The sequence below is a fragment of the Novosphingobium sp. CF614 genome, from assembly GCF_900113255.1.
In the GTDB taxonomy this organism is placed as follows: Bacteria; Pseudomonadota; Alphaproteobacteria; order Sphingomonadales; family Sphingomonadaceae; genus Novosphingobium.
This window is the reverse complement of the sequence record NZ_FOOR01000007.1, coordinates 142,650-165,143: the sequence shown is the minus strand read 5'-3', so window position 1 is coordinate 165,143 and position 22,494 is coordinate 142,650. Positions and strand designations below refer to the sequence as shown.

At 66.7% G+C, this 22,494-nt stretch carries 23 protein-coding genes; 11 read left to right on the top strand and 12 right to left on the bottom strand.

All coding sequences use genetic code 11. The annotated features are described in order from the left end of the window. Positions 1-57: 57 nt before the first annotated feature. The 10 genes from BM052_RS10605 to BM052_RS10560 form a co-directional block, all read right to left on the bottom strand. Positions 58-1,272: an argininosuccinate synthase gene (locus BM052_RS10605; RefSeq protein ID WP_091146429.1), complete on the bottom strand. Its 1,215-nt coding sequence runs from the start codon at positions 1,270-1,272 to the stop codon at positions 58-60. A gap of 91 nt (positions 1,273-1,363) precedes the next feature. Further along, positions 1,364-2,617 carry an SAM-dependent methyltransferase gene (locus BM052_RS10600; RefSeq protein ID WP_091146426.1) on the bottom strand — a complete coding sequence of 418 codons (1,254 nt, stop codon included), beginning with the start codon at positions 2,615-2,617 and terminating at the stop codon, positions 1,364-1,366. A gap of 100 nt (positions 2,618-2,717) precedes the next feature. Then, positions 2,718-3,482, bottom strand: a complete 765-nt coding sequence (locus BM052_RS10595) for an SDR family oxidoreductase (RefSeq protein ID WP_177198424.1) — start codon at positions 3,480-3,482, stop codon at positions 2,718-2,720. A 297-nt stretch (positions 3,483-3,779) separates the two neighbouring features. Then, a complete protein-coding gene (locus BM052_RS10590) occupies positions 3,780-4,124 on the bottom strand; it encodes a glycine zipper 2TM domain-containing protein (RefSeq protein ID WP_091146424.1) in 345 nt (114 codons plus the stop codon). 217 nt (positions 4,125-4,341) lie between these two features. After that, positions 4,342-4,983 carry a riboflavin synthase gene (locus tag BM052_RS10585; RefSeq protein WP_091146421.1) on the bottom strand — a complete coding sequence of 214 codons (642 nt, stop codon included), beginning with the start codon at positions 4,981-4,983 and terminating at the stop codon, positions 4,342-4,344. Then, entirely contained in the window at positions 4,968-5,954 is a 987-nt protein-coding gene (gene ribD, locus BM052_RS10580; protein ID WP_369821520.1) for a bifunctional diaminohydroxyphosphoribosylaminopyrimidine deaminase/5-amino-6-(5-phosphoribosylamino)uracil reductase RibD, read from the bottom strand. Before ribD ends, BM052_RS10585 begins: the two co-directional genes overlap by 16 nt. Next, positions 5,951-6,448 (bottom strand): hypothetical protein, encoded by a 498-nt coding sequence (locus tag BM052_RS10575; RefSeq protein WP_091146549.1) that lies wholly within the window; start codon positions 6,446-6,448, stop codon positions 5,951-5,953. The genes ribD and BM052_RS10575 overlap by 4 nt, the downstream gene beginning before the upstream one ends. A 139-nt stretch (positions 6,449-6,587) precedes the next feature. Then, on the bottom strand, positions 6,588-7,313 hold the full coding sequence (locus BM052_RS10570; RefSeq protein WP_091146418.1) for a M48 family metallopeptidase: 726 nt from the start codon (positions 7,311-7,313) through the stop codon (positions 6,588-6,590). Between the two features lie 5 nt (positions 7,314-7,318). Beyond that, positions 7,319-7,831, bottom strand: coding sequence for a YcgN family cysteine cluster protein (locus BM052_RS10565; RefSeq protein ID WP_091146416.1), 513 nt, complete (start codon positions 7,829-7,831; stop codon positions 7,319-7,321). Further along, positions 7,819-8,424, bottom strand: a complete 606-nt coding sequence (locus tag BM052_RS10560) for an SCO family protein (protein ID WP_255406073.1) — start codon at positions 8,422-8,424, stop codon at positions 7,819-7,821. Before BM052_RS10560 ends, BM052_RS10565 begins: the two co-directional genes overlap by 13 nt. Positions 8,425-8,558: 134 nt before the next feature. Here BM052_RS10560 and BM052_RS10555 point away from each other — a divergent pair, with 134 nt between their 5' ends. After that, entirely contained in the window at positions 8,559-9,191 is a 633-nt protein-coding gene (locus BM052_RS10555; protein ID WP_091146411.1) for an ankyrin repeat domain-containing protein, read from the top strand. Positions 9,192-9,202: 11 nt separating this feature from the next. Then, entirely contained in the window at positions 9,203-9,880 is a 678-nt protein-coding gene (locus BM052_RS10550; RefSeq protein ID WP_091146410.1) for a COQ9 family protein, read from the top strand. A 216-nt stretch (positions 9,881-10,096) separates the two neighbouring features. Here the strand turns inward: BM052_RS10550 and BM052_RS10545 are convergent, their stop codons facing one another. Further along, positions 10,097-10,759, bottom strand: coding sequence for a glutathione S-transferase family protein (locus BM052_RS10545; RefSeq protein WP_091146407.1), 663 nt, complete (start codon positions 10,757-10,759; stop codon positions 10,097-10,099). Between the two features lie 237 nt (positions 10,760-10,996). Between BM052_RS10545 and BM052_RS10540 the strand changes: the two genes are divergently transcribed. From BM052_RS10540 to BM052_RS10510, 7 genes are all read left to right on the top strand, one after another. Next, positions 10,997-11,236: a FeoA family protein gene (locus BM052_RS10540; RefSeq protein ID WP_091146406.1), complete on the top strand. Its 240-nt coding sequence runs from the start codon at positions 10,997-10,999 to the stop codon at positions 11,234-11,236. Positions 11,237-11,252: 16 nt separating this feature from the next. After that, a complete protein-coding gene (locus BM052_RS10535; RefSeq protein WP_091146403.1) occupies positions 11,253-13,100 on the top strand; it encodes a ferrous iron transporter B in 1,848 nt (615 codons plus the stop codon). A 106-nt stretch (positions 13,101-13,206) separates the two neighbouring features. Then, positions 13,207-13,752, top strand: a complete 546-nt coding sequence (gene ssb / locus BM052_RS10530; RefSeq protein WP_177198423.1) for a single-stranded DNA-binding protein — start codon at positions 13,207-13,209, stop codon at positions 13,750-13,752. A 234-nt stretch (positions 13,753-13,986) separates the two neighbouring features. Then, complete coding sequence (locus BM052_RS10525) at positions 13,987-14,727, top strand: Crp/Fnr family transcriptional regulator (protein WP_091146399.1); 741 nt, start codon at positions 13,987-13,989, stop codon at positions 14,725-14,727. 132 nt (positions 14,728-14,859) lie between these two features. Beyond that, positions 14,860-17,328, top strand: coding sequence for a PhoX family protein (locus tag BM052_RS10520; protein ID WP_091146396.1), 2,469 nt, complete (start codon positions 14,860-14,862; stop codon positions 17,326-17,328). Positions 17,329-17,483: 155 nt separating this feature from the next. Then, the gene (locus tag BM052_RS10515; RefSeq protein WP_091146546.1) at positions 17,484-19,094 is read left to right on the top strand and encodes an MBL fold metallo-hydrolase; all 1,611 of its coding nucleotides are present in this window, start codon (positions 17,484-17,486) and stop codon (positions 19,092-19,094) included. A 164-nt stretch (positions 19,095-19,258) separates the two neighbouring features. Continuing rightward, positions 19,259-20,029, top strand: coding sequence for a response regulator transcription factor (locus BM052_RS10510; protein WP_177198422.1), 771 nt, complete (start codon positions 19,259-19,261; stop codon positions 20,027-20,029). A gap of 49 nt (positions 20,030-20,078) precedes the next feature. On the opposite strand, the gene BM052_RS19915 is transcribed toward BM052_RS10510, so the two are convergent. Further along, positions 20,079-20,789 carry a MarR family transcriptional regulator gene (locus BM052_RS19915; protein WP_177198421.1) on the bottom strand — a complete coding sequence of 237 codons (711 nt, stop codon included), beginning with the start codon at positions 20,787-20,789 and terminating at the stop codon, positions 20,079-20,081. A 620-nt stretch (positions 20,790-21,409) separates the two neighbouring features. On the opposite strand from BM052_RS19915, the gene rpsL reads away from it, so the two are divergent. Together rpsL and rpsG are read left to right on the top strand one after the other, a co-directional pair. Continuing rightward, positions 21,410-21,781, top strand: coding sequence for a 30S ribosomal protein S12 (gene rpsL / locus BM052_RS10500; protein WP_091146392.1), 372 nt, complete (start codon positions 21,410-21,412; stop codon positions 21,779-21,781). 180 nt (positions 21,782-21,961) lie between these two features. Continuing rightward, a complete protein-coding gene (rpsG, locus tag BM052_RS10495; protein WP_054440295.1) occupies positions 21,962-22,432 on the top strand; it encodes a 30S ribosomal protein S7 in 471 nt (156 codons plus the stop codon). The last annotated feature ends 62 nt before the right edge of the window (positions 22,433-22,494 follow it).

Genomic DNA, 22,494 nt, shown 5'->3' with positions numbered 1-22,494 from the left:
CGCTTCGGCAACGGGCCACCGGAAAGAGTTCATGCCGTGCGGTCAGCGATCCCGCCTTCAACGATCCCGCTGGGCAAGCAGGCGCAGGCGCAGGGCGTTGAGCTTGATGAAGCCCGCCGCGTCCTTCTGGTCATAAGCGCCGGCGTCGTCCTCGAAGGTCACGTGGCGTTCGGAGTAGAGCGAATCGGGCGATTTGCGGCCGACCACCGAAGCCAGGCCCTTGTAGATCTTGAGCCGCACGGTGCCGTTGACGCGGCTCTGGCTGTGGTCGATCGCCGCCTGCAGCATCTCGCGCTCGGGGGCGAACCAGAAGCCGTTGTAGATCAGCTCGGCATACTTGGGCATCAGTTCGTCCTTGAGGTGCGCGGCGCCGCGATCGAGCGTGATCTGCTCGATGCCCCGATGGGCGACGGCGTAGATCGTGCCGCCCGGCGTTTCGTACATCCCACGTGACTTCATGCCGACGAAGCGGTTCTCGACCAGATCGAGCCGGCCGATGCCGTGCTTGCGGCCCAGTTCGTTGAGCTGGGTCAGCAAGGTCGCGGGCGACATCGCGACGCCGTTGAGAGCCACGCCGTCACCCTTCTCGAAATCGATGGTGATGTACTCGGCCTGGTCCGGCGCGTCTTCCGGGTTGACGGTGCGCGAATAGACGTAGTCGGGCGTTTCCTCCCACGGGTCCTCCAGCACTTTGCCTTCGGACGAGGTGTGCAGCAGGTTGGCGTCGGTGGAGAAGGGGCTTTCGCCGCGCTTGTCCTTGGGCACCGGGATCTGGTGCTGCTCGGCCCAGGCGATCAGCGCGGTACGGCTGGTGAGATCCCACTCGCGCCAGGGGGCGATGACCTTGATGTTCGGATCGAGCGCATAGGCGGACAGCTCGAAGCGGACCTGGTCGTTGCCCTTGCCGGTGGCGCCATGGGCGACGGCGTCGGCGCCGGTCTCGTGCGCGATCTCGATCAGGCGCTTGGAGATCAGCGGGCGGGCGATCGAGGTGCCGAGCAGGTAGTCGCCCTCGTAGCGGGCATTGGCGCGCATCATCGGGAACACGAAGTCGCGCACGAATTCCTCGCGCAAGTCGTCGATGTAGATGTGCTCGTCCGGCAGGCCCATCAGCTTGGCCTTGGCGCGCGCCGGTTCCAGCTCCTCCCCCTGGCCGAGGTCGGCGGTGAAAGTCACCACCTCGCAGTTGTAGGTGACTTGCAGCCACTTGAGGATGACGCTGGTGTCGAGGCCGCCGGAGTAGGCGAGGACGACCTTCTTGATTTCGGACATGAGCTCTGCGCGCTCCCTTGGATTGGGGCTGGATTGGGCCTGATTCGGGACGCGCGCCTAACAGGTGCATCCCCGCTTCGCAATGGCGGGCTCAGCCGCCGGGCAGCCGTTGCTCGGCCTCGCGGATATAGTCGCGGGCGAGGGGAAGCGTGCGGCGGTCGCGGATATACTGGATCTGGTAGTTGCACATGCTCCCGCTTTCGAAGGCGGCGGTCGCCCCGGCGAGGTAGAAGGTCCACATCCGGTAGAAGCGCTCGTCGTGGAGCGCGACGATCGCGTCCCGGTGCTCCACGCAGCGCTTGTACCATTCGCGCAGCGTGATGGCGTAGTGCAGCCGCAAGTTCTCGACGTCGGCTGCGATCAGGCGCACGCGCTCGCTGGCGGCCACGGTCTCGCTCAGCGCGGGGATATAGCCGCCGGGAAAGATGTACTTGCGGGTGAAGGCGTCGGTCGCGCCCGGCCCGCCCATGCGCCCGATCGTGTGCAGCAGCATCACCCCGTCATCGGCGAGCATGGTCGCGCAGTCGCGGAAGTAGCGGGCGAACTGTGCCTGGCCGACATGTTCGAACATGCCGACCGAGACGATCCGGTCGAACCGCTCGCCGCGCGCGGCCAGGTCGCGGTAATCGACCAGCTCGAAATCGATCCGGTCCGCCACGCCCGCTTCGGCGGCGCGTTCACGGGCGAGCGCGAGCTGCTCCTCGCTCAGCGTGATGCCTTTCACGATCACGCCGGCATGGCGCGCCAGGTAGATCGCCATGCCGCCCCAGCCGCAGCCGATGTCCAGCACGCGCAGCGGCCCGTCGGCGCCGGGTGCAAGCGCCAGCTTGGCGGCGATGTGCGCCAGCTTGGCGGTCTGGGCCTCTTCCAGGCTCATGCCCTCGCGCGGCCAGTAGGCGCAGCTGTACTGCATGTGCTCGGCATCGAGGAACAGGCGGTAGAGATCGTTGCCGATATCGTAGTGATGCGCGATGTTGGCCTTGGCCCCGGCGGCGCGGTTGATCCCGTCGACCAGGGTGACGAGCCGCGCGGCCGTCTTCTTGAGCGCCGAGCTTTCCTTGACCTCGCCGCCCTTGTCCCAGCGGCTGTTGGCGCGCAGCAGTTCGATCAGCGCCATGATGTCGCCCTGCTCGATGGTCAGCTGCCCGTCCATGAAGGCCTCGGCCGCGCCGAGCCGGGGATCGGAGAGGATGCCGCGTTCGGCCTTGGCGCTGGCCAGGCGGATGCGCACTTGCGGGAAACCCTCGGCAGGCGTGCCGAAGCGCTTCACACTGCCGTCGGGGCGGGCCACTTCCAGGATCCCCTGGCGGACACCGCGTTTCAGAAAACGGTCAAGAATAGCCATATTTGTCAATCGGTCGTGGGGAGTACCCCAGGGGAAACGCCAGGTGGTTCTACAGTCATTCGCGGCTATGGCCAGCGGCGCATCGCATCATCGGCGTTCCTCATTCCGCGTCCTGCCGGGCCAGGAACAACACGTCGCGCGGCTGGGAGAGCAGGTGCTGGCCCGAATCGACGTAGACGGTCTCCCCGCTTGCCAGCCAGCCTTGGGCGAGGAACAGGGCGGTTCCGGCAATATCCTGGGGCAGGGTCTTGCGGCGCAGCAGGTTCATCCGGTGCGACACTTCGGTTTCCGCCTCGGTCTGGTCGTGGCTCGCCAGGATCGCGCCGGGCGCGATGCCGTAGACGCGGTCGCGCGGGTCGGCGCGGGCCATCGAGAGCATCGGGATGGTCGCCGCCAGCGCGTGCTTGCTCATCGTATAGGAGAAGAAGTCCGGATTGGGATTGCGCAGCTTCTGGTCGGTGACATGGATCAGCCGCCGTCCGCCGCTGGCGCGTGCGTGGGCGAGGAAGGCCTGCCCGATCCGCGCCGGAGTGGCCGCATTGACCCGCATGGCGCTTTCGAACACCGCCGGGGCCAGCGCTTGCGCGGTATCGAGGTTGAACACCCCGGCGCAGTTGACCATGACCCGCCAGTCCTCCAGCCGCGCGGCCAGGGCCTCGACCATGGCCGGGCCTTCGTTCCAGTCGTCCAGTTCGCAGGCGACGATTTCGGCCGAGGGCAGTTCGGCAGCGAGCGCCTCTGCCTGTGCACGCGATCGGCCGTAGTGAATCATCACGTGCCAACCCGCCGCGCCGAAGGCGCGCGCAATCGCGGCGCCGAGCCGCTTGGCCCCGCCCGTTACCAGCATCGCGGGCCGCGCGCTCATCGACGGGCCACCATTTCCGGCGCGGGTCTGCCTGGTCCTGGAGGATGAAACCGGCCTTTCTCGATGGAGCGTGGCGCGGCTGGCCGGGGAAGGAATTCAATGAAAGCGGTTACTTCGAGCATGCGCGCATTGGAGCATAGCCGGGCGCGGTAGGAAAGTCCCAAGGCAGGTGCTCCGCGCGCGATCGTGCCAACGGCCCGGCCGGCGAAAGGCGCGCCGTCCGCCCGGACGACGCGCTTTCATGGTGGCCGCTATGCCTGGGAGGAGACCGTTCCACCGGACCTGGCGCGGCGGGCTTCAGCGGCAGCGCGGGCGTGAGTTGTTGCGATCCACTTCCCGCCCAAGCAGGGCGCCCGCGGCGGCGCCCACGATCGTTCCGGTGGCGCGATCGCCGCGCGTATCGATCGCCCGGCCGACCAACGCGCCGGCGACCCCGCCGATCAACAGCCCGGTCGTGCCGTTGGACTTGCGGCAGTGATAGCGCCCGTCATTGCCGCGCCAGTAGCGGATGCCGTTGTCGGTACGATGATACCGGCGCTCGTCTCGATCGTGGCGGCTGTGTGCCTCGGCCGGGACGGAAATCGTGGTGGCGGCGGAGATGGCGAGAGCCGCCATGGCGGCGGCGAGAATGGCTTTACGCATGAAACAGACCCTCATTGCTATGCATTCGACGCTGTGGCTGATCGCGTATCTCGTTCATTGATCCACAACGGGAGATGAACGATCGTGCAATGCGCGGAATGTGCGGCGGATGGAGGCGGGACAGCGACGAAATGGTGCGCGGGCGGTGGCGCCGGGGCCGCCGGGAAGCAGGGGATTCGGCCGTGTGGATATTTCAGCCCATATCGGGCGGCAAACCCTATCCCCGCAGCGACTGCATCCGCTGGAGGTAACGCGCCAGTACGTCGATCTCCAGGTTCACCGCGTCGCCCGCCCGCATCGCGCCCATGGTCGTGACCTCCGCGGTGTGGGGGATGATGTTGAGCGTGAAATGGCAAGTGCCGTCCGGCTCGTCGGAGACTTCGTTCACTGTCAGCGAGACGCCGTCGACGGTGATCGAACCCTTGGGGGCGAGGTAGGGCGCCAGGTCCCCCGGCGCGGCGATCACGAAGCGCCTCGAATCGCCCACCGGCGTCACGCTCGCGATCCTGCCCACGCCGTCGACATGGCCGGTGACGATGTGTCCGCCCAGCTCGTCGCCCAGCCGGAGCGCGGGTTCGAGGTTGAGGCGGCGTCCCTGCTGCCACCGGCCGGGAACGGTGCGGGCCAGGGTCTCCTCCGAAATGTCCACCGCGAACCAGGCGTCGCCCTCGCCGTCACCCTCGCCGCCGCCCCGGGAATCGCCTTTGCCGACCACCGTCAGGCACACGCCCGAGCAGGCGATCGAGGCGCCCATGGCGATGCCGGCGGGATCGAACGGGCAGGCGATCACGGCGCGCAGGTCCCCGCTCTTGCGGGTTTCGCGGATGGTGCCGATGGCGGTGACTATTCCGGTGAACATGGCAAGCGCGTGTAGACTTCGAGCGTGTCGCTGCCAAGTCGCCGCCGCTCGGCCATGCGCCATTTCCCATGCGCCTCGGCGAGCGAGGCGAGGCCGATGTCGCCCAGCGCCGGGCGGCCGCCCATCAGGATCGGCGCGCGGTAGATCAGCAATCGGTCGACAAGGCCGGCGGCAAGGAAGGCGGTGGCGGCGCGCGCGCCGCCTTCGACGAAGAGATATTGCACGCCCTCCATGGCAAAGATCGCTTGGGGGGCGGGGAGGGCGTGCCAGCCCCCCGGCGCCTTGCCGCGCGTCAGCACCCAGCGCTCCGGGCTGCGCGCGGCAAGGCCGGGCAGCCGCACGTCGAGGCGCGGATCGTCGGCGCGCAAGGTGCCGCCGCCGACCAGGATGGCGTCGGCCCTGGCGCGCATGGCATGGGTATGCGCGCGCGCCTCGGGCCCGGTGATCCACTGGCTCTCGCCGCCGGGCAGCGCGATGCACCCGTCGAGCGAGAGGGCCAGCTTGAGCGTGACTTCGGGCCGGCCCAGGCGTTTCGCGGCGAGGTAGCCGGAAAGGCTCGCGGCGCAGGCGGGAGAGGGCAGGTGCCCGGCGGCGATCCCGGCCTCGCGGATGCGGGCCAGGCCGGTGCCGGCGGTGCGCGGATCGGGGTCCATGCAGCCGATGACGACGCGGGCGAGGCCCGACGCGCAGACCAGGTCGGCGCAGGCCGGGCCGCGCGGCGACTGGTGCGCGCAAGGTTCGAGCGTGACGTAGAGGGTGGCGCCGCGCGCCGCCTCGCCGGCCGCCTCCAGCGCCGACGCCTCGGCATGCGGGCGTCCGCCGGGCCGGGTCCAGCCGCGTCCGACGACCCGGCCATGGCCGACGATGATCGCGCCCACCGCCGGATTGGGCCGGCTCAGCGGCCGGGCGCGCGCGGCCAGGCTGGCCGCGGCGGCAAGCCAGCGCGCGTCCTCGCTCACGGCTTCGCTCACTGGCGCTGCGGGCCCTGCCGCCGATCGATCGTGGGGAGCGCGGCGCCTTCGGGAAGCTTCGGCTTGCCGATCCGTTCGGCTTCCGCCTTCGCGCGGGCCACCTCCTCGGCATCGGCTTCGCGCGCGATCTTGTCGACATCCATGCCGGACATGCGGCCGATGGTCTTGTAGATGTCGCGCACTTCCTTGTCGCGCCGGGCCTGTTCGGCCGCCCAGGCTTCCTTGCGCTTCTGGTTGGCGATGTTTTCCGCCATGATTTCAGCGTCCGTGCGGTGCGCGGGCAGGGTGGTGATATAAGTGATGCGCGGCGGCGGGTGCGGTCCCTTCGCTTCCTGCGTGCTCATCAGGTAGAACACACCGAAGGTGCAGGCGGCGGAAACCGCGGCGAAGCGCCAGCGGTTGTGCCCGGCCTGCTTCCAGACCTCCCGGAAATCCGCGACCATCCCGGTGGGATTGACGTCTTTCCAGTAACCCGAGCGTTTGAATAAAGCCATGGCCGCCATGTAGACCCTAACCGCTCCCAAGGCTACCCCAACGGGGTCCCATGGGGGTCTAGCGGGGGCCTAGCGGGGGGCCGGCACCCGGTTGCTTTGACCGGAAAACGACTCCCGGTTCGCGCGTTTATGACCGGGCCTAGCCGAACGGCACATAGAGCGACCTGCCTTGCGCCTTGAGCCAGCGGTTGGCTTCCTGGACCGATCCCTCGAACAGTTCCTTCAGGCAATGATGGAATGCCGGCGAATGATCGAAGTGGAGGAGGTGGGCGACCTCGTGCGCGACGACCGAGCGGCGAACCATGTCCGGCGCCATGATGAGCCGCCAGTTGATCCGGATCGTCCCGTCGGGCGCGCATGATCCCCAGCGGCTGCGGGCGTTGGAGAGGGCGAGCGGCGGCGCCGGCTTTCCGGCGCGGGCGCAATATTCGGCAAGGTCGGCGGCCAGCATCTCGCGCGCCTCGGCCTGCAGCCAGCGGGCGAGGCGCGGGACCAGCGAGCTTTCGGGGCCGCCGACGCGCAGGGCGCCCTGCGCCACCGCCGGCCGGCGCGGGGCCCCGGGATCGTGGGTCAGCAGCAGCGCCTGCCCCCGGAACGGCAGCGCGGCGCCATGGGCCAGCGGGGCTCGGGCGGGCAGGGCCTCCAGCTGCCGCGCCAGCCAGTCGCGGCGGGCCTGCGCGAAGGCGAGCGCTTCGGCGGTGCGGGTCCAGCGCGGGATCGAGATGCGCACTTCGCCGCCGTCGGGCGCGAGGCGCATGGTCAGGCGCCGGGCCCGGTCGAGCCGGCGGATCACCACCGGCAGGGCGCGCCCGGCAACCTCCACCGTGGGCAGGGCGTGGGGATCGCGGCGCAGCCAGTCGAGCATGGCCGTCAGCCGGGGTCCCGGGGACCGGCCCAGGGGACGCTTTCGTCGTCCACGAATTCGTCGTCGTCCTCTTCCCCATAGGGCCAGACGATATGGTGTTCGAGCGGCCCGGCAACGGTTTCGCTGATCGCCTTGCCGGCCACCGACATGCCGGCGCGGTGCACCGCCTCGCGGTCTCCGCAGATCAGGTAGTGCCATTCGGGCAGCGGATCGCCCTCGGCGCGCAGGCGATAGGCGCAGCTTGGCGGCAGCCAGGACAGCGAACCGGCGATCTCGGGAGTCAGCCGCAGGCAGTCGGGCACGAAGTTGCGGCGGTTGGCGTAGTCGCAGCAGCGCGCGGTCTTGAGGTCGAGCAGCTTGCAGGCGACGTTGGTGTGGAAGATCTCGCCGCTGTCGGCATCTTCCACCTTGTGCAGGCAGCATTGGCCGCAGCCGTCGCACAGCGCTTCCCACTCCGTGCGGCTGAGCGAACCGAGCGGGCGCTGCCAGAACGGCTGGCGGTGGTTCACTTCACCCATTTCGCCAGCTCGGCCGCCACTGCCGGCGGGCCCTTGTCGACCGGGAGCATGGCGATCGGCTTGCCGTCCGGGTCCATCAGGTAGGCGATGCGGCTGTGGTCCATCAGGTATCCGCCGGCGGTCTCCGCACCCTTGCCGTAATAGGCGGCGAAGGCGCCGGCGGCCTGCTTCACTTGCGCGGGCGTCCCGGTCAGGCCCAGCAGGCGCGGGCCGAAGGCGGCGGTCCACTCGCCGACCACCGCGGGGGTATCGCGCGCGGGATCGATGCTGATGAAGATCGGCTGGACTTTCGCGGCCAGCGCCGGGTGCGCCTTGTCGAACAGGTCGAAGCCGCGCATCATCGCCTGGACATCCAGCGGGCAGGCGTCGGGGCAGAAGGTATACCCGAAGTAGACGATGCGCCATCGGCCCTTGAACTGTTCCCAGGTGACGGCGGTGCCCTGCTTGTCCACCAGCGTGAAGGGGCCGCCGATCGCGGCGCCTTCCAGCGGCGGCGTTTCGGCCTGTCGCGCCGGCTGCTGGCAGGCGGCGAGCGCGAGGCCGAGGATGAGGCCGAAGGCACGCGGAACGAACCGATTGTGGAGGTAGGTCATGGCGCGCCGGTTCATGCTCTGCTAAACCGCCGGATGCAAGGGCATGGCTGGCGGAACCCGCGCAAACTGAAAGAGTTCGGAGGAATTTCAAGGTGTCGAAGATGATTGCCGGTACGAAACGGACCGGAAACAGGATGGCCATCCCGCGGGCGTTCCTGAAAGGCCTGGTCGGGAAGCTCGCGGTATCCGCGCTCGCGGCAGGGCTGCTGGTGTCGGCCCCGGCCCGGGCCGATTTCTCCGATGGCTACAAGTTCCTCGAATCCGTCAAGAAGAAGGAGGGCGAGAAGGTCGAGCAGGCGATCATGGATTCCGCCCAGATCATCAACTCGCGGGACGTGTCGACCGGCGAGACCGCGCTGCACATCGTCACCCAGCGGCGCGACCTGACCTGGCTCAATTATCTCGTGGGGCACGGCGCCAACGTGAACCAGTCGGACGATCACGGCCGCACTCCGTTGCAGCTGGCGGTCAACCTGGGCTGGCGCGAAGGCGCGGAGTTCCTCGTCGAGCATGGGGCGCGGACCAGCGCTTCGAACGACGCGGGCGAAACACCGCTGATTTCCGCCGTGCACCGGCATGACATGCAATTGATGAAAGTGCTGCTCCAGGCCGGCGCGGACCCGGACCGGGCGGACAATTCGGGCCGCAGCGCGCGCGACTACGCGAAACTGGAAGGGGACGGCAACAGCCTGGTTTCGGTGATCGAGACTTACGCCAGGAAGGATGCCGCCAAGTCCTCCAAGCCGACCTACGGCCCCGTGTTCTGACGGCGCGCACGATGGAGGAACCTGCCACCCCGCCGGCCACCCCCCCCGGCACGCTGGAAGCGCTGCGGCTGCAACTGGGCCCGGTCATCGCCGATGCCGCCGTGTTCGACGGCTGGAACACGAAAGCGGTCGCCCAGGCCGCCGCCGCGACGGGTGTAAACCGCGATCTGGCCGCCCTGGCCTTTCGCGACGGGCCGATGGCGATGATCGCCGCCTGGATCGGCCATGTCGACGCGCGAATGGCCGAAACCGCGCCGGCCGCCGCGCTTTCGGGCCTGCCGATCCGCGAGCGCATCCGCCGGCTGGTCATGGCGCGGCTCGATGCGGTCGCCGGGCGCGAGGAGGCGCTCACCCGGGCGCTCTCGATCATGGCGATGCCCCACAACCTCGCCGCCTCGGCGCGGCTGGGCTGGCGCAGCGCCGACGCCATGTGGCGCCTCGCCGGCGATACCGCGACCGACTACAACCACTACACCAAGCGCGCGATCCTGGCAGGCATCTACGCCGCGACGCTGCACGTCTTCGCCCGCGACACCAGCGACGGCAAGGCCGAGACCCGCGCATTCCTCGACCGCCGGATCGAAGGCGTGATGCGCTTCGAAAAAGCCAAGGCGCAACTGCTGCGCACCCCGGACGAACGCTTCAGCATGACCCGGCTGCTGGGAAGGCTGCGCTACCCGGCGCGGTGAGTTTTGGGGGCGGGTTTTCCAAACCAGAGCATCGTCCCAAAATCTGCGTCCCAAAATCTGCAAATCTGCCCCCTGCTTCGTCGCGAACCGCCGCAGGTGGTGCTGCAATCCAGGGCGGTTCGCGTCGCCCTGGATTGCTTCGGCGGCTTTGCCGCCTCGCAACGACAAAGGTAGAGGGGATGAGTCCGGTTCCGGAAGCCTCGGTATGAATTGGAGTCATGCCGACTGCCCCGAACCCGACGCCGCGATGAAGACTGCCTGTTGGGCGTCGAACGCGCGCTGGTAGGCGGGGCGTGCTTCGGCGCGAGCGAGGTAGGCGGCGAGGTTGGGATATTCCTCCAGCAGCTCCGATCCCTTCAACCTCAGCAGCACCGTCACCATCAGCAGGTCCCCGGCGCTGAATGCGCCATCGAGCCAGTCGGCGCTGCCGAGATGGTGGGAAAGCTGGCCGAGCCGGTTGCGGATGCTGTCCTCGAGAGCAAGCAGGCGCGGCGCGAACCAGGGCTTGTCGCTATCCAGTATCCTGACCAGGGCGTGGTCGAAGATCGGCGGCTCCACGGTGTTGAGCGCGGCGAACATCCATGCGATCGCGCGGGCCCGGGCATGGCCATCCTGCGGGAGCAGGCCCGGATGGCGCTCCGCGAGATGGAGCACGATGGCGCCCGATTCGAACAGGGCGAGATCGCCTTCCTCGTAAGTCGGGATCTGCCCGAAGGGATGAAGCGCCAGGTGCTCGGGTTGCTTCATCGTCTCGAACGAAAGCAGGCGGACATCGTAGGGCTGGCCCACTTCTTCGAGCGCCCAGCGGACGCGCATGTCGCGCGCCAGTCCCTTGCCGCGATCGGGCGAGCATTCGAAGGCGGTGATGATGGGGGTCATGGAATGGCTCCGGATGGTGGCGGGGCGCCCCGCAAGGCGGTCGTTTGGAAACGGGAAATCGCTGCGACGGGTTCCCGCCCGACCTGTCATCCCACATGCGTCCGGCGGCATCCACCCGCCAAATCTCCCGCGCCGCCGCGTGAACTTGCCCATGCGATTTGATCGCGGACAAAGACAGGTGTCCGGAGTTATTGCGAGCTAGTTGCAATTAACCTCGTAATCTGGCAGCGCAGCCGCATGACTCTCGATCTGCTTCCCTTCGGCCAGGGCGCCCGCATCGTCGCGGTGGACTGGGCCGCGCTCGTCCAGGAAGAGGCGCGCCGTTTGCGCGCGCTCGGGCTTGAGGAGGGGGCGAAAGTTTCGGTCGCGCATCGCGGCGTGCTGGGCGGCAGGGATCCGATCGCGATCACCGTGGGCCGCATGGTCGTGGCGGTGCGCCGCGCCCATGCCGCCGCCATGCAGGTGGAAGCGCTGTGAGCGAAGCATCCTTCCGATGAGCCGCCAGCGCAAGGTCGCCCTGGTCGGCAATCCCAACGCGGGCAAGAGCGCGCTGTTCAACGCGCTCACCGGCGCGCGCCAGAAGATCGCCAACTATCCCGGCGTCACCGTGGAGCGCAAGTCCGGCCGCTTCCAGCTGCCGACCGGCGAGCCGGTGGAGATGACCGACCTGCCGGGCGCCTATGGCCTCGATCCCACCAGCCCGGACGAGGAAGTGACGTCCAAGGTGATTCGCGGCGCCTTTCCGGGCGAGGCGGTGCCCGACGTGCTGGTGCTGGTGCTCGACGCCTCGAACCTGGAACAGCACCTCGTCTTCGCGCAGGAAGTGCTGGCGCTGGGCAAGCCGACGGTGGTGGCGCTCAACATGGTCGACCTGGCCGAGCGCGACGGGCTGGTGCTCGATCCCGCCGTGCTGGAGGAAGAACTGGGCGTGCGCGTCGTCCCGACCGTCGCGGTGCGCCGGCGCGGCCTTGCCGAACTGGGCGAGGCGATCGCCTCGGCCGAAACGCGCGAGCCGGGGCCCGGCCTGACCGAGCTCACCCAGACCGAGCGGCGCGTGGCCGCGCATGCCATGGCCGATGCGGCGATCCTGTCCGAATCGAAGCGCCACCGCCTGCATGCGCGGCTGGACCGCTTGCTGCTCGATCCGTGGCTGGGGCCAGTGATCCTGCTGGCGCTGCTTTTCGTGGTGTTCCAGGCGGTGTTCGCCTGGGCGACGCCGTTCGCCGACGCGCTCGATGCCGGCGTGGGCTGGCTGCACGATGCCGTGAAGGCGGCGCTCCCCGCCGGCCTCCCGCGCGACCTGATTACCGACGGCATCATCGCGGGCGTGGGTGCGGTGGTGGTGTTCCTGCCGCAGATCGTCATCCTCTTCGCCTTCATCCTGGCCATGGAGGCTTCGGGCTACATGGCCCGGGCCGCCTTCCTGATGGATCGGATGATGGCGAGCGTCGGCTTGTCCGGCCGCAGCTTCATTCCGCTGCTCTCCAGCTTCGCCTGCGCCATTCCCGGAATCATGGCGACGCGTTCGATCACCGATCCCAAGGATCGGCTGACGACGATCCTGATCGCGCCGATGATGACCTGTTCGGCGCGCCTGCCGGTCTACGCGGTCATCATCGCCGCCTTCATTCCCAACCGCAACGTCGGCGGCATCGGGGTGGGATTGCAGGGGCTGGTGCTGTTGGCGCTCTATGTCGCGGGCGTGCTGGGGGCGATGGTGGTGGCGCTGGTGCTGCGCCGTTCGGTGACCAAGGGTGAGGCCTCGGGCTTCATCATGGAACTGCCTAAATACCAGATGCCGCGGCTGAAAGACATGGCGATCGGCCTGTGGCAGCGCGCCTGGATATTCCTGCGCCGCGCCGGCACGATCATCTTCACCGTCACCGTGGTGCTGTGGATCCTGCTCAACTTCCCGCAGGCGAAACCGGGCGAGAGCCAGGTTGACGCCTCGATCGCCGGCCGCATCGCCAATGGCCTGGCCGTGGTGGTGGAGCCGATCGGCTTCAACCGCGACATGGCGCTCGCACTGATCCCGGCGATGGCCGCGCGCGAAGTGGCGGTCTCCTCGCTGGCGACGGTTTACGCGGTCGACGCTTCCGACAACGAGGACCGGCAGGCGGCGGAACTGGGCGACCAGCTGAAGCACCGCTGGACCCTGCCGATGGCGCTGGCCTTCCTGGCCTGGTTCGTGTTCGCCCCGCAGTGCATGTCGACCATCGCGGTGACCCGGCGCGAGACCAACGGCTGGAAATGGCCGGCCTTCATGCTCGCCTACTTGTTCGGCCTCGCCTATGCGGCGGCGGGGCTGACTTATTGGCTGGCGGTGGCGGCGGGGCTGTAAGGCCCGGGCGACGGATCGGGGTGGGGAAAACACCCCTTGTCAACTGGCCCCGGCCGGTCCCATTCGCTACCCCGAGCCCCAGATTCGAGCAGAAAGCGATTCCATCATGGCAGGCAGCGTCAACAAGGTCATTCTCGTCGGCAACCTGGGGGCCGATCCCGAGGTCAAGTCGTTCCAGAACGGCGGGCGCATCGCCAACTTGCGCATCGCGACGTCCGAAAGCTGGAAGGACCGCCAGACCGGCGAGCGCAAGGAACGCACCGAATGGCATAGCGTGGTGCTCCAGTCCGACGGCCTCGTCGGCGTGGCCGAGCGGTTCCTGCGCAAGGGCAGCAAGGTCTACATCGAAGGCCAGCTGCGCACGCGCAAGTGGCAGGACCAGAACGGCAACGACCGCTATACCACGGAAGTCTCGGTGGGCGGCATGGGCGGGGTGCTGACCATGCTGGACGGCGCGCCGGGCGGTGGTTCGCGTGGCGGCGCCAGTGGCGGTGGCGGCGGCTGGAACGACGGCGGCAGTGGCGGCGGCCGCTCGGGCGGACGGTCCGGCGACGACGACTGGGGCGGTGGCTCGTCGAGTGGCGGTTCATCGGGCGGCGGCTCTTCGGCGGGCGGCTTCGGCGACGATCTCGACGACGACATTCCGTTCTAATACCGGGCTGCGATGATTGGCGCGCATCGCCCTCCCCCGTAGGGGCAGGGGCGGAGAGTCGCGATCAACGGGCATTGATATCAGGCGATCGTACCAGGCCGGGCGGCCAAGTCCATTGGTCAGGTCGGGTGTCTGTCCACTTCTGGACGTATTATCGGGGAACCGGATGGGCCAGTACGGGTTGTCAAGCCTGTTGGCCCGCCTGGCGGGCTGTTGCGTGGAGGGTTCCGCACAATGCCTCAGCCGATCACTTCGCCCACCACCGCACCGCGTAGCGACCTGCTGGCGGCGCTTCGGCCTGCCGACCGCGCGCTGATCGAACATCGCTGCTCGGAGTGCGAGCTGGGGGCCGGCGAGGTGATCTACCGGCGGGGCGACGACGTCGAATACTGCTATTTCCCGAACGGTTCGGCGATGTGCTCGTTCTTCGTGGAACTCGATTGCGGGGCGGTCGTGGAAACCATCCCGATCGGGCGCGAAGGCGCGCTGGGCGGCGTGGTCAGCCAGGGCATGCTGCCCGCCTATGCCTGCGCCAAGGTGCTGCACCAGGGCCGCTTCCAGCGCATCGCCGCCGGTGATCTCGAAGAGGCCAAGCGCGGGTCCCCGACGATAGCCAACCTGTTCGCGCGTTATGCCGACTGCATGATGGCGCAGGTCTTCCAGTCGATCGCTTGCAACGCCGTGCACACCATCGAGCAGCGCGCCGCCAAGTGGCTGGGCCTCGCCGTCGACCGGATCGGCCGCAACGACGTGACGATGACGCAGGAACAGCTCGCCTCGATCATGGGCATCGGCCGCAGCTATGCCAGCCGGGTGCTGCAGCGTTTCAAGCATGACGGCCTGGTGCGCACCCGGCGCGGCCGCATCGAGGTGCTCGACCGCGAGGCCCTGCACCGGCGGGCGTGCACCTGCAACGATCGCGTCTCCGCGCACTTCCACAAGGTGCTGGGCGGGGTCTATTCGGCCGAACCCTAGGCCGGCCCCCCCAACCTGCCGATGTCCCGGACTCGTCACGGTACTGCCATCGCAATGTCACCGGACTTGCGCGCGATTGCCATGAAGAGGCCCTAGCTACCGGTCCCGCGATACAACGAGCGGGGCGACATCATGACCGACATACTTTCGACCAACGGCTATTCCGACGGCGACGTGGATACCAACCAGACCACGGCGGTCTCGCTCGAGACGCTGGCGGCGGCACGGTACTCGCGGCGCCAGACCCTGTTTCGCGGCGCCGGAGCCACCACCATGGCCGTGCTGGGCACCAGCCTGCTGGCGGCCTGTGGCGATGGCGGCAGCGAATCGAGCGTGCAGGTTTCCGCCGGCGCCAGCGTGGCCACCAGCGCCGGGCGCGTGGTGACGCTGGCCGGCTCTCCGGCAGACGGCTATGCCGGCTTCAGCACCGGCTGGACCCAGACCGCCGGACCCGACGTCGAACTGAGCGGCAGCGGCAGCACCGTCAGCTTCATCGCCCCGGCGGTTGCCGCGGCGACCGACCTGACTTTCCAGTTCTCGGCGAAATCGGTCCTCGGCGAGGTCCGGACGGCAACCACGACCGTGCGTGTCTCGCCCGCGGTGCTCGGCTTCGTGGCGGTGGCCAAGAACCTTTCCGATATCGTGACCGTTCCCGCCGGCTACTCCGTCACCGTCATGACGCGCCTGGGCGATCCGCTGGCTGCCGGCATCTCCGCCTATGCCAACGACGGCAGCGATACCGACTTCGCCCACCGCATCGGCGATCACGGCGATGCATTGCACTTCTTCGGCCTGTCGGCGGCGGGCGCCCGCGACGACGCGAGTTCGACGCGCGGCCTGATGGTGCAGAATCACGAGAACCTGAGCGTGCAATACCTGCATACCAATGGCCCGACCAATGTTTCCACCGGCCCGCGCCCCGAAGCCGAAGCGGTCAAGGAGATCGAGGCGCACGGCGTTTCGGTGTGCGAATATGCCGATGCCGGTAACCGCAAGTGGTCCTATGTGCAGAACAGCAGCTTCAACCGCCGCATCACGCCCAATACGCCGATGACGTTCAAGGGCCCGGCGGCGGGCTCGGCGGCACTCGTCACCGCCTATTCGACGAACGGCACGGCGGGACGCGGCACCATCAACAACTGCGCCAACGGCTTCACCCCCTGGGGGACCAATCTCACCTGCGAGGAGAACTGGGCGGGCTATTTCCGCCGTGATGCCAGCGATGCCACGGCGCGCAGCGCCCGCGAACTGACCGCGCTCGGTCGCTACGGCGTCACCAGCAAGACCGGCAACTACGCCTGGTCGACGGTAGCCTCCACCAATACCATGTTCACCCGCTGGAACGCCAGCGTGATCGGCGCCAGCGCTGCCGACGATTTCCGCAACGAGCCCAACCAGTACGGCTGGGTGGTGGAGATCGACCCCTACAATCCCGCCTCGACCCCGCGCAAGCGCACCGCGCTCGGCAGGTTCGGCCACGAAGGCGCTTTCGTGCGGATCGCCGTGGGCCAGAATGTCGGCATCTACATGGGCGACGATTCGCGGCGGGAATATCTCTACAAGTACGTCTCCGCGTCGACTTACCAATCGACGGATGCCCATCCGGCGGATGCCCTCGCGATGGGCGACAAGTACCTGGACAAGGGCACGCTCTATGTCGCCAGGTTCAACGCCGATGGCACCGGGGAGTGGAAGCCGCTGATCTTCGGCAAAGTGCCCAATCGTCCGGCGAGCGGCACCGCGCCCGAATATGTCTTCGCCGACCAGGCCGACATCCTCGTCAATACGCGCCTTGCCGGCGATGCGCTGGGCGCGACTCCGATGGATCGCCCGGAATGGACCGCGGGCAACCCGGTCACCGGCGAGATCTACCTGACGCTGACCAACAACAGCGCCTCGGGGCGGCCGCTGAGCGGCACCGACGCGGCTAACCCGCGTCACTACAACGACCCGAAGGGCACTTCCGCGCAGTACGGCAACCCCAACGGCCACATCATCCGCCTGCGCGAGGATGGCGACACCACCTCGGCCACCACGTTCAAGTGGGATATCTACGTGTTCGGCGCGGACGCGACCGATTATCCGGCCGATGCCAATGTCAACATTTCCGGCCTTACCAACGACAACGACTTCTCGAGCCCGGACGGCCTGTATTTCTCGCGCGATACCAATCCGGCCGGGCAGATCAATCCGGTGCTGTGGATCCAGACCGACGACGGCGCCCTGACCGACCGCACCAACTGCATGATGCTCGCGGCGCTTCCGGGTCATCTGGGTGACGGCGGAGCGAAATCGATCACCAACAAGGACTCGACCGGGGCGACCGCAACCCAGGCGACCATCGCAGGCGCTGCAGCCACCGCCGCCAATCTGCGCCGCTTTCTCGTCGGTCCGGCCCAGTGCGAGATCACCGGCATCGACATGACGCCGGACGGACGCACGCTGTTCGTCGGTATCCAGCACCCGGGCGAGGACGGCACTGCGGCCGCGCCCGCCAGCCACTGGCCCGATAGCCAGGCCGGCACGGCGGCGGCGGCGGTCCGCCCGCGCTCGGCGATCGTCGCGATCACCAAGGACGACGGCGGCGTGATCGCGCTCTGAGGCGGGCACCCGAAGGTTGAGGGAGAAAGTTCGGGGGAGGGACGCGCGAGCCATCCCCCGGACGATTCCGGCCGGCCTTGCGCATCGCGGCTTCGCTCGTCGCGGAATTGATCCAGATCGTTGTGCGGTGCCGATGGGCGGAGCAGCCTGCGGGAATGACCCAGACTCTCACCCTTACCCTCAACGGCGCCGCACGGACGGTGACGGGATCGTGCCACGAATTCCTGCTCGGCAAATGCCGGGTCCTGGTCGATTGCGGGATGTTCCAGGGCTCGCGTACCCTGGAACGGCTTAACGCCGAGCCTTTCGAATTCGATCCCCGTGCTGTCGACGCGGTAATCCTCACCCATGCGCATATCGACCATTCGGGGCTGCTGCCGCGCCTCGCCGCCGACGGGTTCAATGGTCCGATCTGGTGTACGCGGCCGACGGCTGATCTTCTTGAATATATGCTGGCCGATGCCGGGCGGATCCAGGAGGCGGACACCGCCCGCCGCAACCGGCGGCGCGATCGCGCCGGCGAGGAGGCGTTCCAGCCGCTCTATACTGAGGCCGATGCGCTCGCCGCCTGGGGCATGTGCCGTCCGGTGGAACTGGAGGAATGGTTCGAGCCCGCGCCCGGGTTTCGCGTGCGGCTGTGGAATGCGGGCCACATTCTCGGCTCGGCCTCGATCGAGATCGAGGCGGGTGGGACGCGGGTCATGTGTTCCGGCGATCTGGGGCCCGACAACAAGGCCTTCCACCCTGATCCGGAAGGCCCCGCCGGTTTCGATCACGTCCTATGCGAGAGTACTTATGGCGACCGGCCAAGGGAGCCGGTGACATTGGCCGCCCGGCGCAAGCTGCTCGAAGCGGAGATTCGCGGCGCGCTCGAACGCGGCGGCAACCTCGTGATTCCCAGTTTCGCGCTCGAACGCACGCAGGAACTGCTGCTCGATATAGTTCAGCTTCTGCGCGCGAAGGCTATCCCGCCTGTTCCAGTGTTCATCGATTCGCCGCTCGCGAGCCGCGCCACCGAGGTGTTCAAGCGCCATTCCGCAGAACTGGAGGATTTGAACGGAGCGGGCGTCTTCGATCATCCGCAGGTTCATTTCGTGGAGAGCGTGCAGGAATCGATGCGGCTCAACGCGGTAAGCGGCGCGATCATCCTTGCCGCCTCAGGCATGTGCGAAGGCGGCCGCATTCGCCACCACCTCGTCCACAACCTCCATCGCCGCGAATCGACGGTGCTGTTCGTCGGTTATCAGGCGGCGGGAACGCTGGGTCGCGTTATCCTCGACGGCGCCGGGCAAGTGCGCATTTCCGGGCAGGACGTGCGCGTGCGGGCGGCGATCCGGCGGATCGATTCCTACTCCGCCCATGCCGACCAGGGCGAACTGCTCGATTGGATCGCGGCGCGCGCGCCGATCCACGGCAGCCTGATCCTGGTCCACGGCGAGGAAGCCGCGCTGGAGGCGATGCGCCGGCTCGCGCCGGCCCGCGCGCCCGGCGCGGCGATGATCGTCCCCGAAATCGGCGAGTGCTGGGAACTGCCCGCCGGAGCTCCGCCGCGGCGCCTGAAGACCGGCCGCGAGGGACCGGCCTCTGCCACCGGGCGCGACTGGCAGAACGCCTATGCGGAATTCGTCACCGGCCTCAAGCGCGAGCTGACTCGCATCGAGGGCGAGAAGGCGCGCGCGGAGGCATTGGCACGGATGCGCGAGGTGTTGGAAAGCTATGCGACCAGTCGTGCGAACAAGGCCCGCTCGCCATCCGGGAAGCGATGATCCGCATTCTTGGTAAATCCATGCCGGGAGGGGCGGTGCATCCGTGCCTCCGTTTCCGGATGACGCGGCAGGATTCCGCTTGCAACGATGATGCGTGCAGGGTTTAAGACGCAGCCATCCCGCCGATTCGTTCCTGGCCGGATAGAAACGCGGGGCTGATCCCGTTGCGGGAATCGGTGTGCGGTGCCATTCCGGGCTTTGCCTGGCAGGCTTCGACCCTTGAAATTTCAAACGTTTGTTGCGGCGTCCCGGAGATAGTTCCGTTTTGGACGAAAAAACTTCTCAAGTGGACTGAGTTAGGGATTAATCCATACCGGAAACTTCCGTACTCTCTGGGTATGGAAAACTATCGCGCCATCGCCGTCATAGAGAGCAACTACCAGAAGAGGGCAAAGATCAACAATGCTCTTTTTGATGGAAGTTATCATATAGAGCCCTATGAGGAGATCGAAGAATTCGTTGCCGAAGGAAGGGCGGAATTCATCGTATTGCTAAATGACGATGGCGATAACCTTGATCGGCTGTTGGCGATGATGCATCGCAAGGCCCTTTGGTTCCCGATCATTCTTTATTCCGAAACGCCGTCTCTGGATAAGATCGTTTCCGCGATGCTCAAGGGGGGCATCGGCTATATCGACAAGCTGCCGGATCTTGAAAGCGTGATGGGCGTGATCGGTTCGAATCAGGAAGAACGGCTCAAGCTGATCGAAACCGGGCGTGCGAAAGCGGAAGCTCGGTCCAAATTGGTGCTTCTTACCAAGCGGGAGCGGGAAGTGCTGAAGTACATGTCCGCAGGCATGTCGAACAAGATCATCGGGATGAAGCTGGGGATCAGCCCGCGCACGGTCGAGATTCATCGGGCGAACATGATCTCGAAGCTGGAATCGGACTCCACGAACGAGGCGCTGCGGCTTGCGGCCTACGCCGACATTTGAATAGACTCGGCCGATTTTCTGGAAGGGGAACCTATTTCAGTCGATCCGGTCAATTTGCTTCGCCGTTTCTTCTGATTTTGATCTGGGAAATTGTGTCGGCCAGAATAATTTCTTTGGCCTCGTTATACTCGCTGGTTCCGTGATTCAACTTGCCCAGCCTCGAAAGGCTGTACTTCTTCTTGTTCATCGTCAAGAAGCATTTGTCGTAGAATATCTCGACCATCTTCCTGAGCGCCAGATCCGTAAGCTGGATGTAGACGCGACGCGAATCGTCCTTGTCCCGGTATCGGCGAACCAGATTCTCCCGTTCCAGTAATGCAATCCAGCGCAGTGCCGTCGTTTGCGGCACTTGCGCGCCGATGCAGGCGCTGGTGGTCTGTATTTTCGCCGTTCTCAATTCCGCTATGAACAGATCGAGCAGGATATCCCACGTCGGCTCGCCGAACAGTTGCTGCATGCCGAAGACTTTTTCTCTATGCCTTCGCATGTTGTAGGTATCGACCGCGGTTTCCAGCCAGTCTTCGATCGTGGGCGTGGAAGGTATATCGTCGGAATCGTCCTCATATATTTCACTCATCTCCATCCTGGAGATCAGCGAATTGAGTTCGTCGGCGAGGATTTTCATTCTTTTGGTAGGCATGGCGTTATCTTTCGCGACTTCGCTCATCGCTACGCACTTTCCCTCTCCCTGCAGCCTCGCGCTGCCGGCCTGCGTATCGCGGCGTTGATCGATGGTTGGCTGCGACGTGGCGAAAGTCAATCGCATGACACCCCTGTAATGCTGTGTTGTCTTGGGGTTATCTCGCTGGGATTGACGATGCTCTCCATACGTGAAATCACTTATCGGTTTACCGAAAGAATCGCGTGATTCCGACCGCTGCTATCCGGCCCGCCTTGGCCCCGTGCCGCCGGTGCTGCGCTCTTGTCGCGCACCGCGTCGCGGTTTCCGCAGGCGAGTGCGTGCGAGGCTCGTTCCGTGCCGATCCGCTTCGCGCTTGACGCTGCCCTCGGGATCGCCTAAGCGCGCCCATCCTTCGCGGGTCCGCCCCGGAGGAGCGACATAGAGCTGAACGATGCCGCATCGGTACTTCCGGGCGAAGTAACAGGCGGCAAAGTAATCCGGTGTTCGTGAACCGGGTGGAGTGTTTTTCGGCTCACGTCTGCGGTCTGGTGCCGCGCTTGCTCGCCGTGTTTCCGCCTGCGCGGGAATGACGAAGGCGAGAAGCGGGGTTTTCCGTTCCGCTTTCGTGATCCCCATTTTCCTCCATTCCTTCAGGACGACGGACCCGATGACCCGGGGTGCGACGGGTCCGTCCCGTGGCTTGCCCGCTCGCGGTGCGGGCCGGATCCATCGCACTCCCATTTGAAAGAAGAGTATAGATGCCCACGATCAACCAGCTGGTCCGCAAGGGCCGCGAGCCGCAGAAGGCCAAGTCGAAGGTCCCGGCGATGGAGCAGAACCCGCAGAAGCGCGGCGTCTGCACCCGCGTCTACACTACGACCCCGAAGAAGCCGAACTCGGCGCTTCGCAAGGTCGCCAAGGTGCGCCTGACCAACAGCCGCGAAGTCATTACCTATATCCCGGGCGAGGGCCACAACCTGCAGGAGCACTCGGTGGTGCTCATCCGCGGCGGCCGCGTGCGCGACCTTCCCGGCGTGCGCTATCACATCCTGCGCGGCGTGCTCGACACGCAGGGCGTCAAGGATCGCAAGCAGTCGCGCTCGAAGTACGGCGCCAAGCGTCCGAAGTGACCCGTCCGGGGACGGATCGTCCTGAAGGGATCGCCACGAGTGATCCTGTCCAGGATGCACCCGCCCCAGGCCCAGAGGTCGATTTGATTTACTGAGGTCCGCCCCGAATGCCCGATTGATCCTGAAACGAGTTCAGGGCGAGGGCAGGGGTAAGGACGGAAGCACAAGGAAACACAAGCGATGTCACGTCGTCGTCGTCCCGAGAAGCGGGAAATTCTGCCGGACCCGAAGTTTGGAGATCAGACCCTGTCGAAGTTCATGAACAACCTCATGCTCGACGGCAAGAAGTCGGTTGCCGAAAGCATCGTCTACGGTGCGCTCGACACCATGGAAACGCGCGCCAAGGCCGATCCGGTCCAGCTGTTCCACGATGCGCTCAACAATGTGAAGCCGCAGATCGAGGTTCGCTCGCGGCGCGTCGGCGGCGCGACCTACCAGGTCCCCGTCGAGGTCCGTCCCGAGCGCGCCCAGGCGCTGGCCATCCGCTGGCTTATCACGGCCGCGCGCAACCGGCCCGAGACCACCATGTCGGCGCGCCTTTCGGGTGAGCTGCTCGATGCCGCGAACAATCGCGGCAATGCGGTCAAGAAGCGCGAGGACACGCACCGCATGGCGGACGCGAACCGCGCTTTCTCGCACTATCGCTGGTAATTCGGCACCTTGGCGCCTGGAGGACGGCTTGCCGTCATCCGGGCGACACACTTTCAATCAAT

Coding starts and splice junctions, on each gene's coding strand:
- BM052_RS10605 (WP_091146429.1), bottom strand. CDS start 1,272: ATGTCCGAAATCAAGAAGGTCGTCCTCGCCTACTCCGGCGGCCTCGAC.
- BM052_RS10600 (WP_091146426.1), bottom strand. CDS start 2,617: ATGGCTATTCTTGACCGTTTTCTGAAACGCGGTGTCCGCCAGGGGATC.
- BM052_RS10595 (WP_177198424.1), bottom strand. CDS start 3,482: ATGAGCGCGCGGCCCGCGATGCTGGTAACGGGCGGGGCCAAGCGGCTC.
- BM052_RS10590 (WP_091146424.1), bottom strand. CDS start 4,124: ATGCGTAAAGCCATTCTCGCCGCCGCCATGGCGGCTCTCGCCATCTCC.
- BM052_RS10585 (WP_091146421.1), bottom strand. CDS start 4,983: ATGTTCACCGGAATAGTCACCGCCATCGGCACCATCCGCGAAACCCGC.
- BM052_RS10575 (WP_091146549.1), bottom strand. CDS start 6,448: ATGGCTTTATTCAAACGCTCGGGTTACTGGAAAGACGTCAATCCCACC.
- BM052_RS10570 (WP_091146418.1), bottom strand. CDS start 7,313: ATGCTCGACTGGCTGCGCCGCGATCCCCACGCCCTGCCCACGGTGGAG.
- BM052_RS10565 (WP_091146416.1), bottom strand. CDS start 7,831: ATGGGTGAAGTGAACCACCGCCAGCCGTTCTGGCAGCGCCCGCTCGGT.
- BM052_RS10560 (WP_255406073.1), bottom strand. CDS start 8,424: ATGACCTACCTCCACAATCGGTTCGTTCCGCGTGCCTTCGGCCTCATC.
- BM052_RS10555 (WP_091146411.1), top strand. CDS start 8,559: ATGGCCATCCCGCGGGCGTTCCTGAAAGGCCTGGTCGGGAAGCTCGCG.
- BM052_RS10550 (WP_091146410.1), top strand. CDS start 9,203: ATGGAGGAACCTGCCACCCCGCCGGCCACCCCCCCCGGCACGCTGGAA.
- BM052_RS10545 (WP_091146407.1), bottom strand. CDS start 10,759: ATGACCCCCATCATCACCGCCTTCGAATGCTCGCCCGATCGCGGCAAG.
- BM052_RS10540 (WP_091146406.1), top strand. CDS start 10,997: ATGACTCTCGATCTGCTTCCCTTCGGCCAGGGCGCCCGCATCGTCGCG.
- BM052_RS10535 (WP_091146403.1), top strand. CDS start 11,253: ATGAGCCGCCAGCGCAAGGTCGCCCTGGTCGGCAATCCCAACGCGGGC.
- ssb (WP_177198423.1), top strand. CDS start 13,207: ATGGCAGGCAGCGTCAACAAGGTCATTCTCGTCGGCAACCTGGGGGCC.
- BM052_RS10525 (WP_091146399.1), top strand. CDS start 13,987: ATGCCTCAGCCGATCACTTCGCCCACCACCGCACCGCGTAGCGACCTG.
- BM052_RS10520 (WP_091146396.1), top strand. CDS start 14,860: ATGACCGACATACTTTCGACCAACGGCTATTCCGACGGCGACGTGGAT.
- BM052_RS10515 (WP_091146546.1), top strand. CDS start 17,484: ATGACCCAGACTCTCACCCTTACCCTCAACGGCGCCGCACGGACGGTG.
- rpsL (WP_091146392.1), top strand. CDS start 21,410: ATGCCCACGATCAACCAGCTGGTCCGCAAGGGCCGCGAGCCGCAGAAG.
- rpsG (WP_054440295.1), top strand. CDS start 21,962: ATGTCACGTCGTCGTCGTCCCGAGAAGCGGGAAATTCTGCCGGACCCG.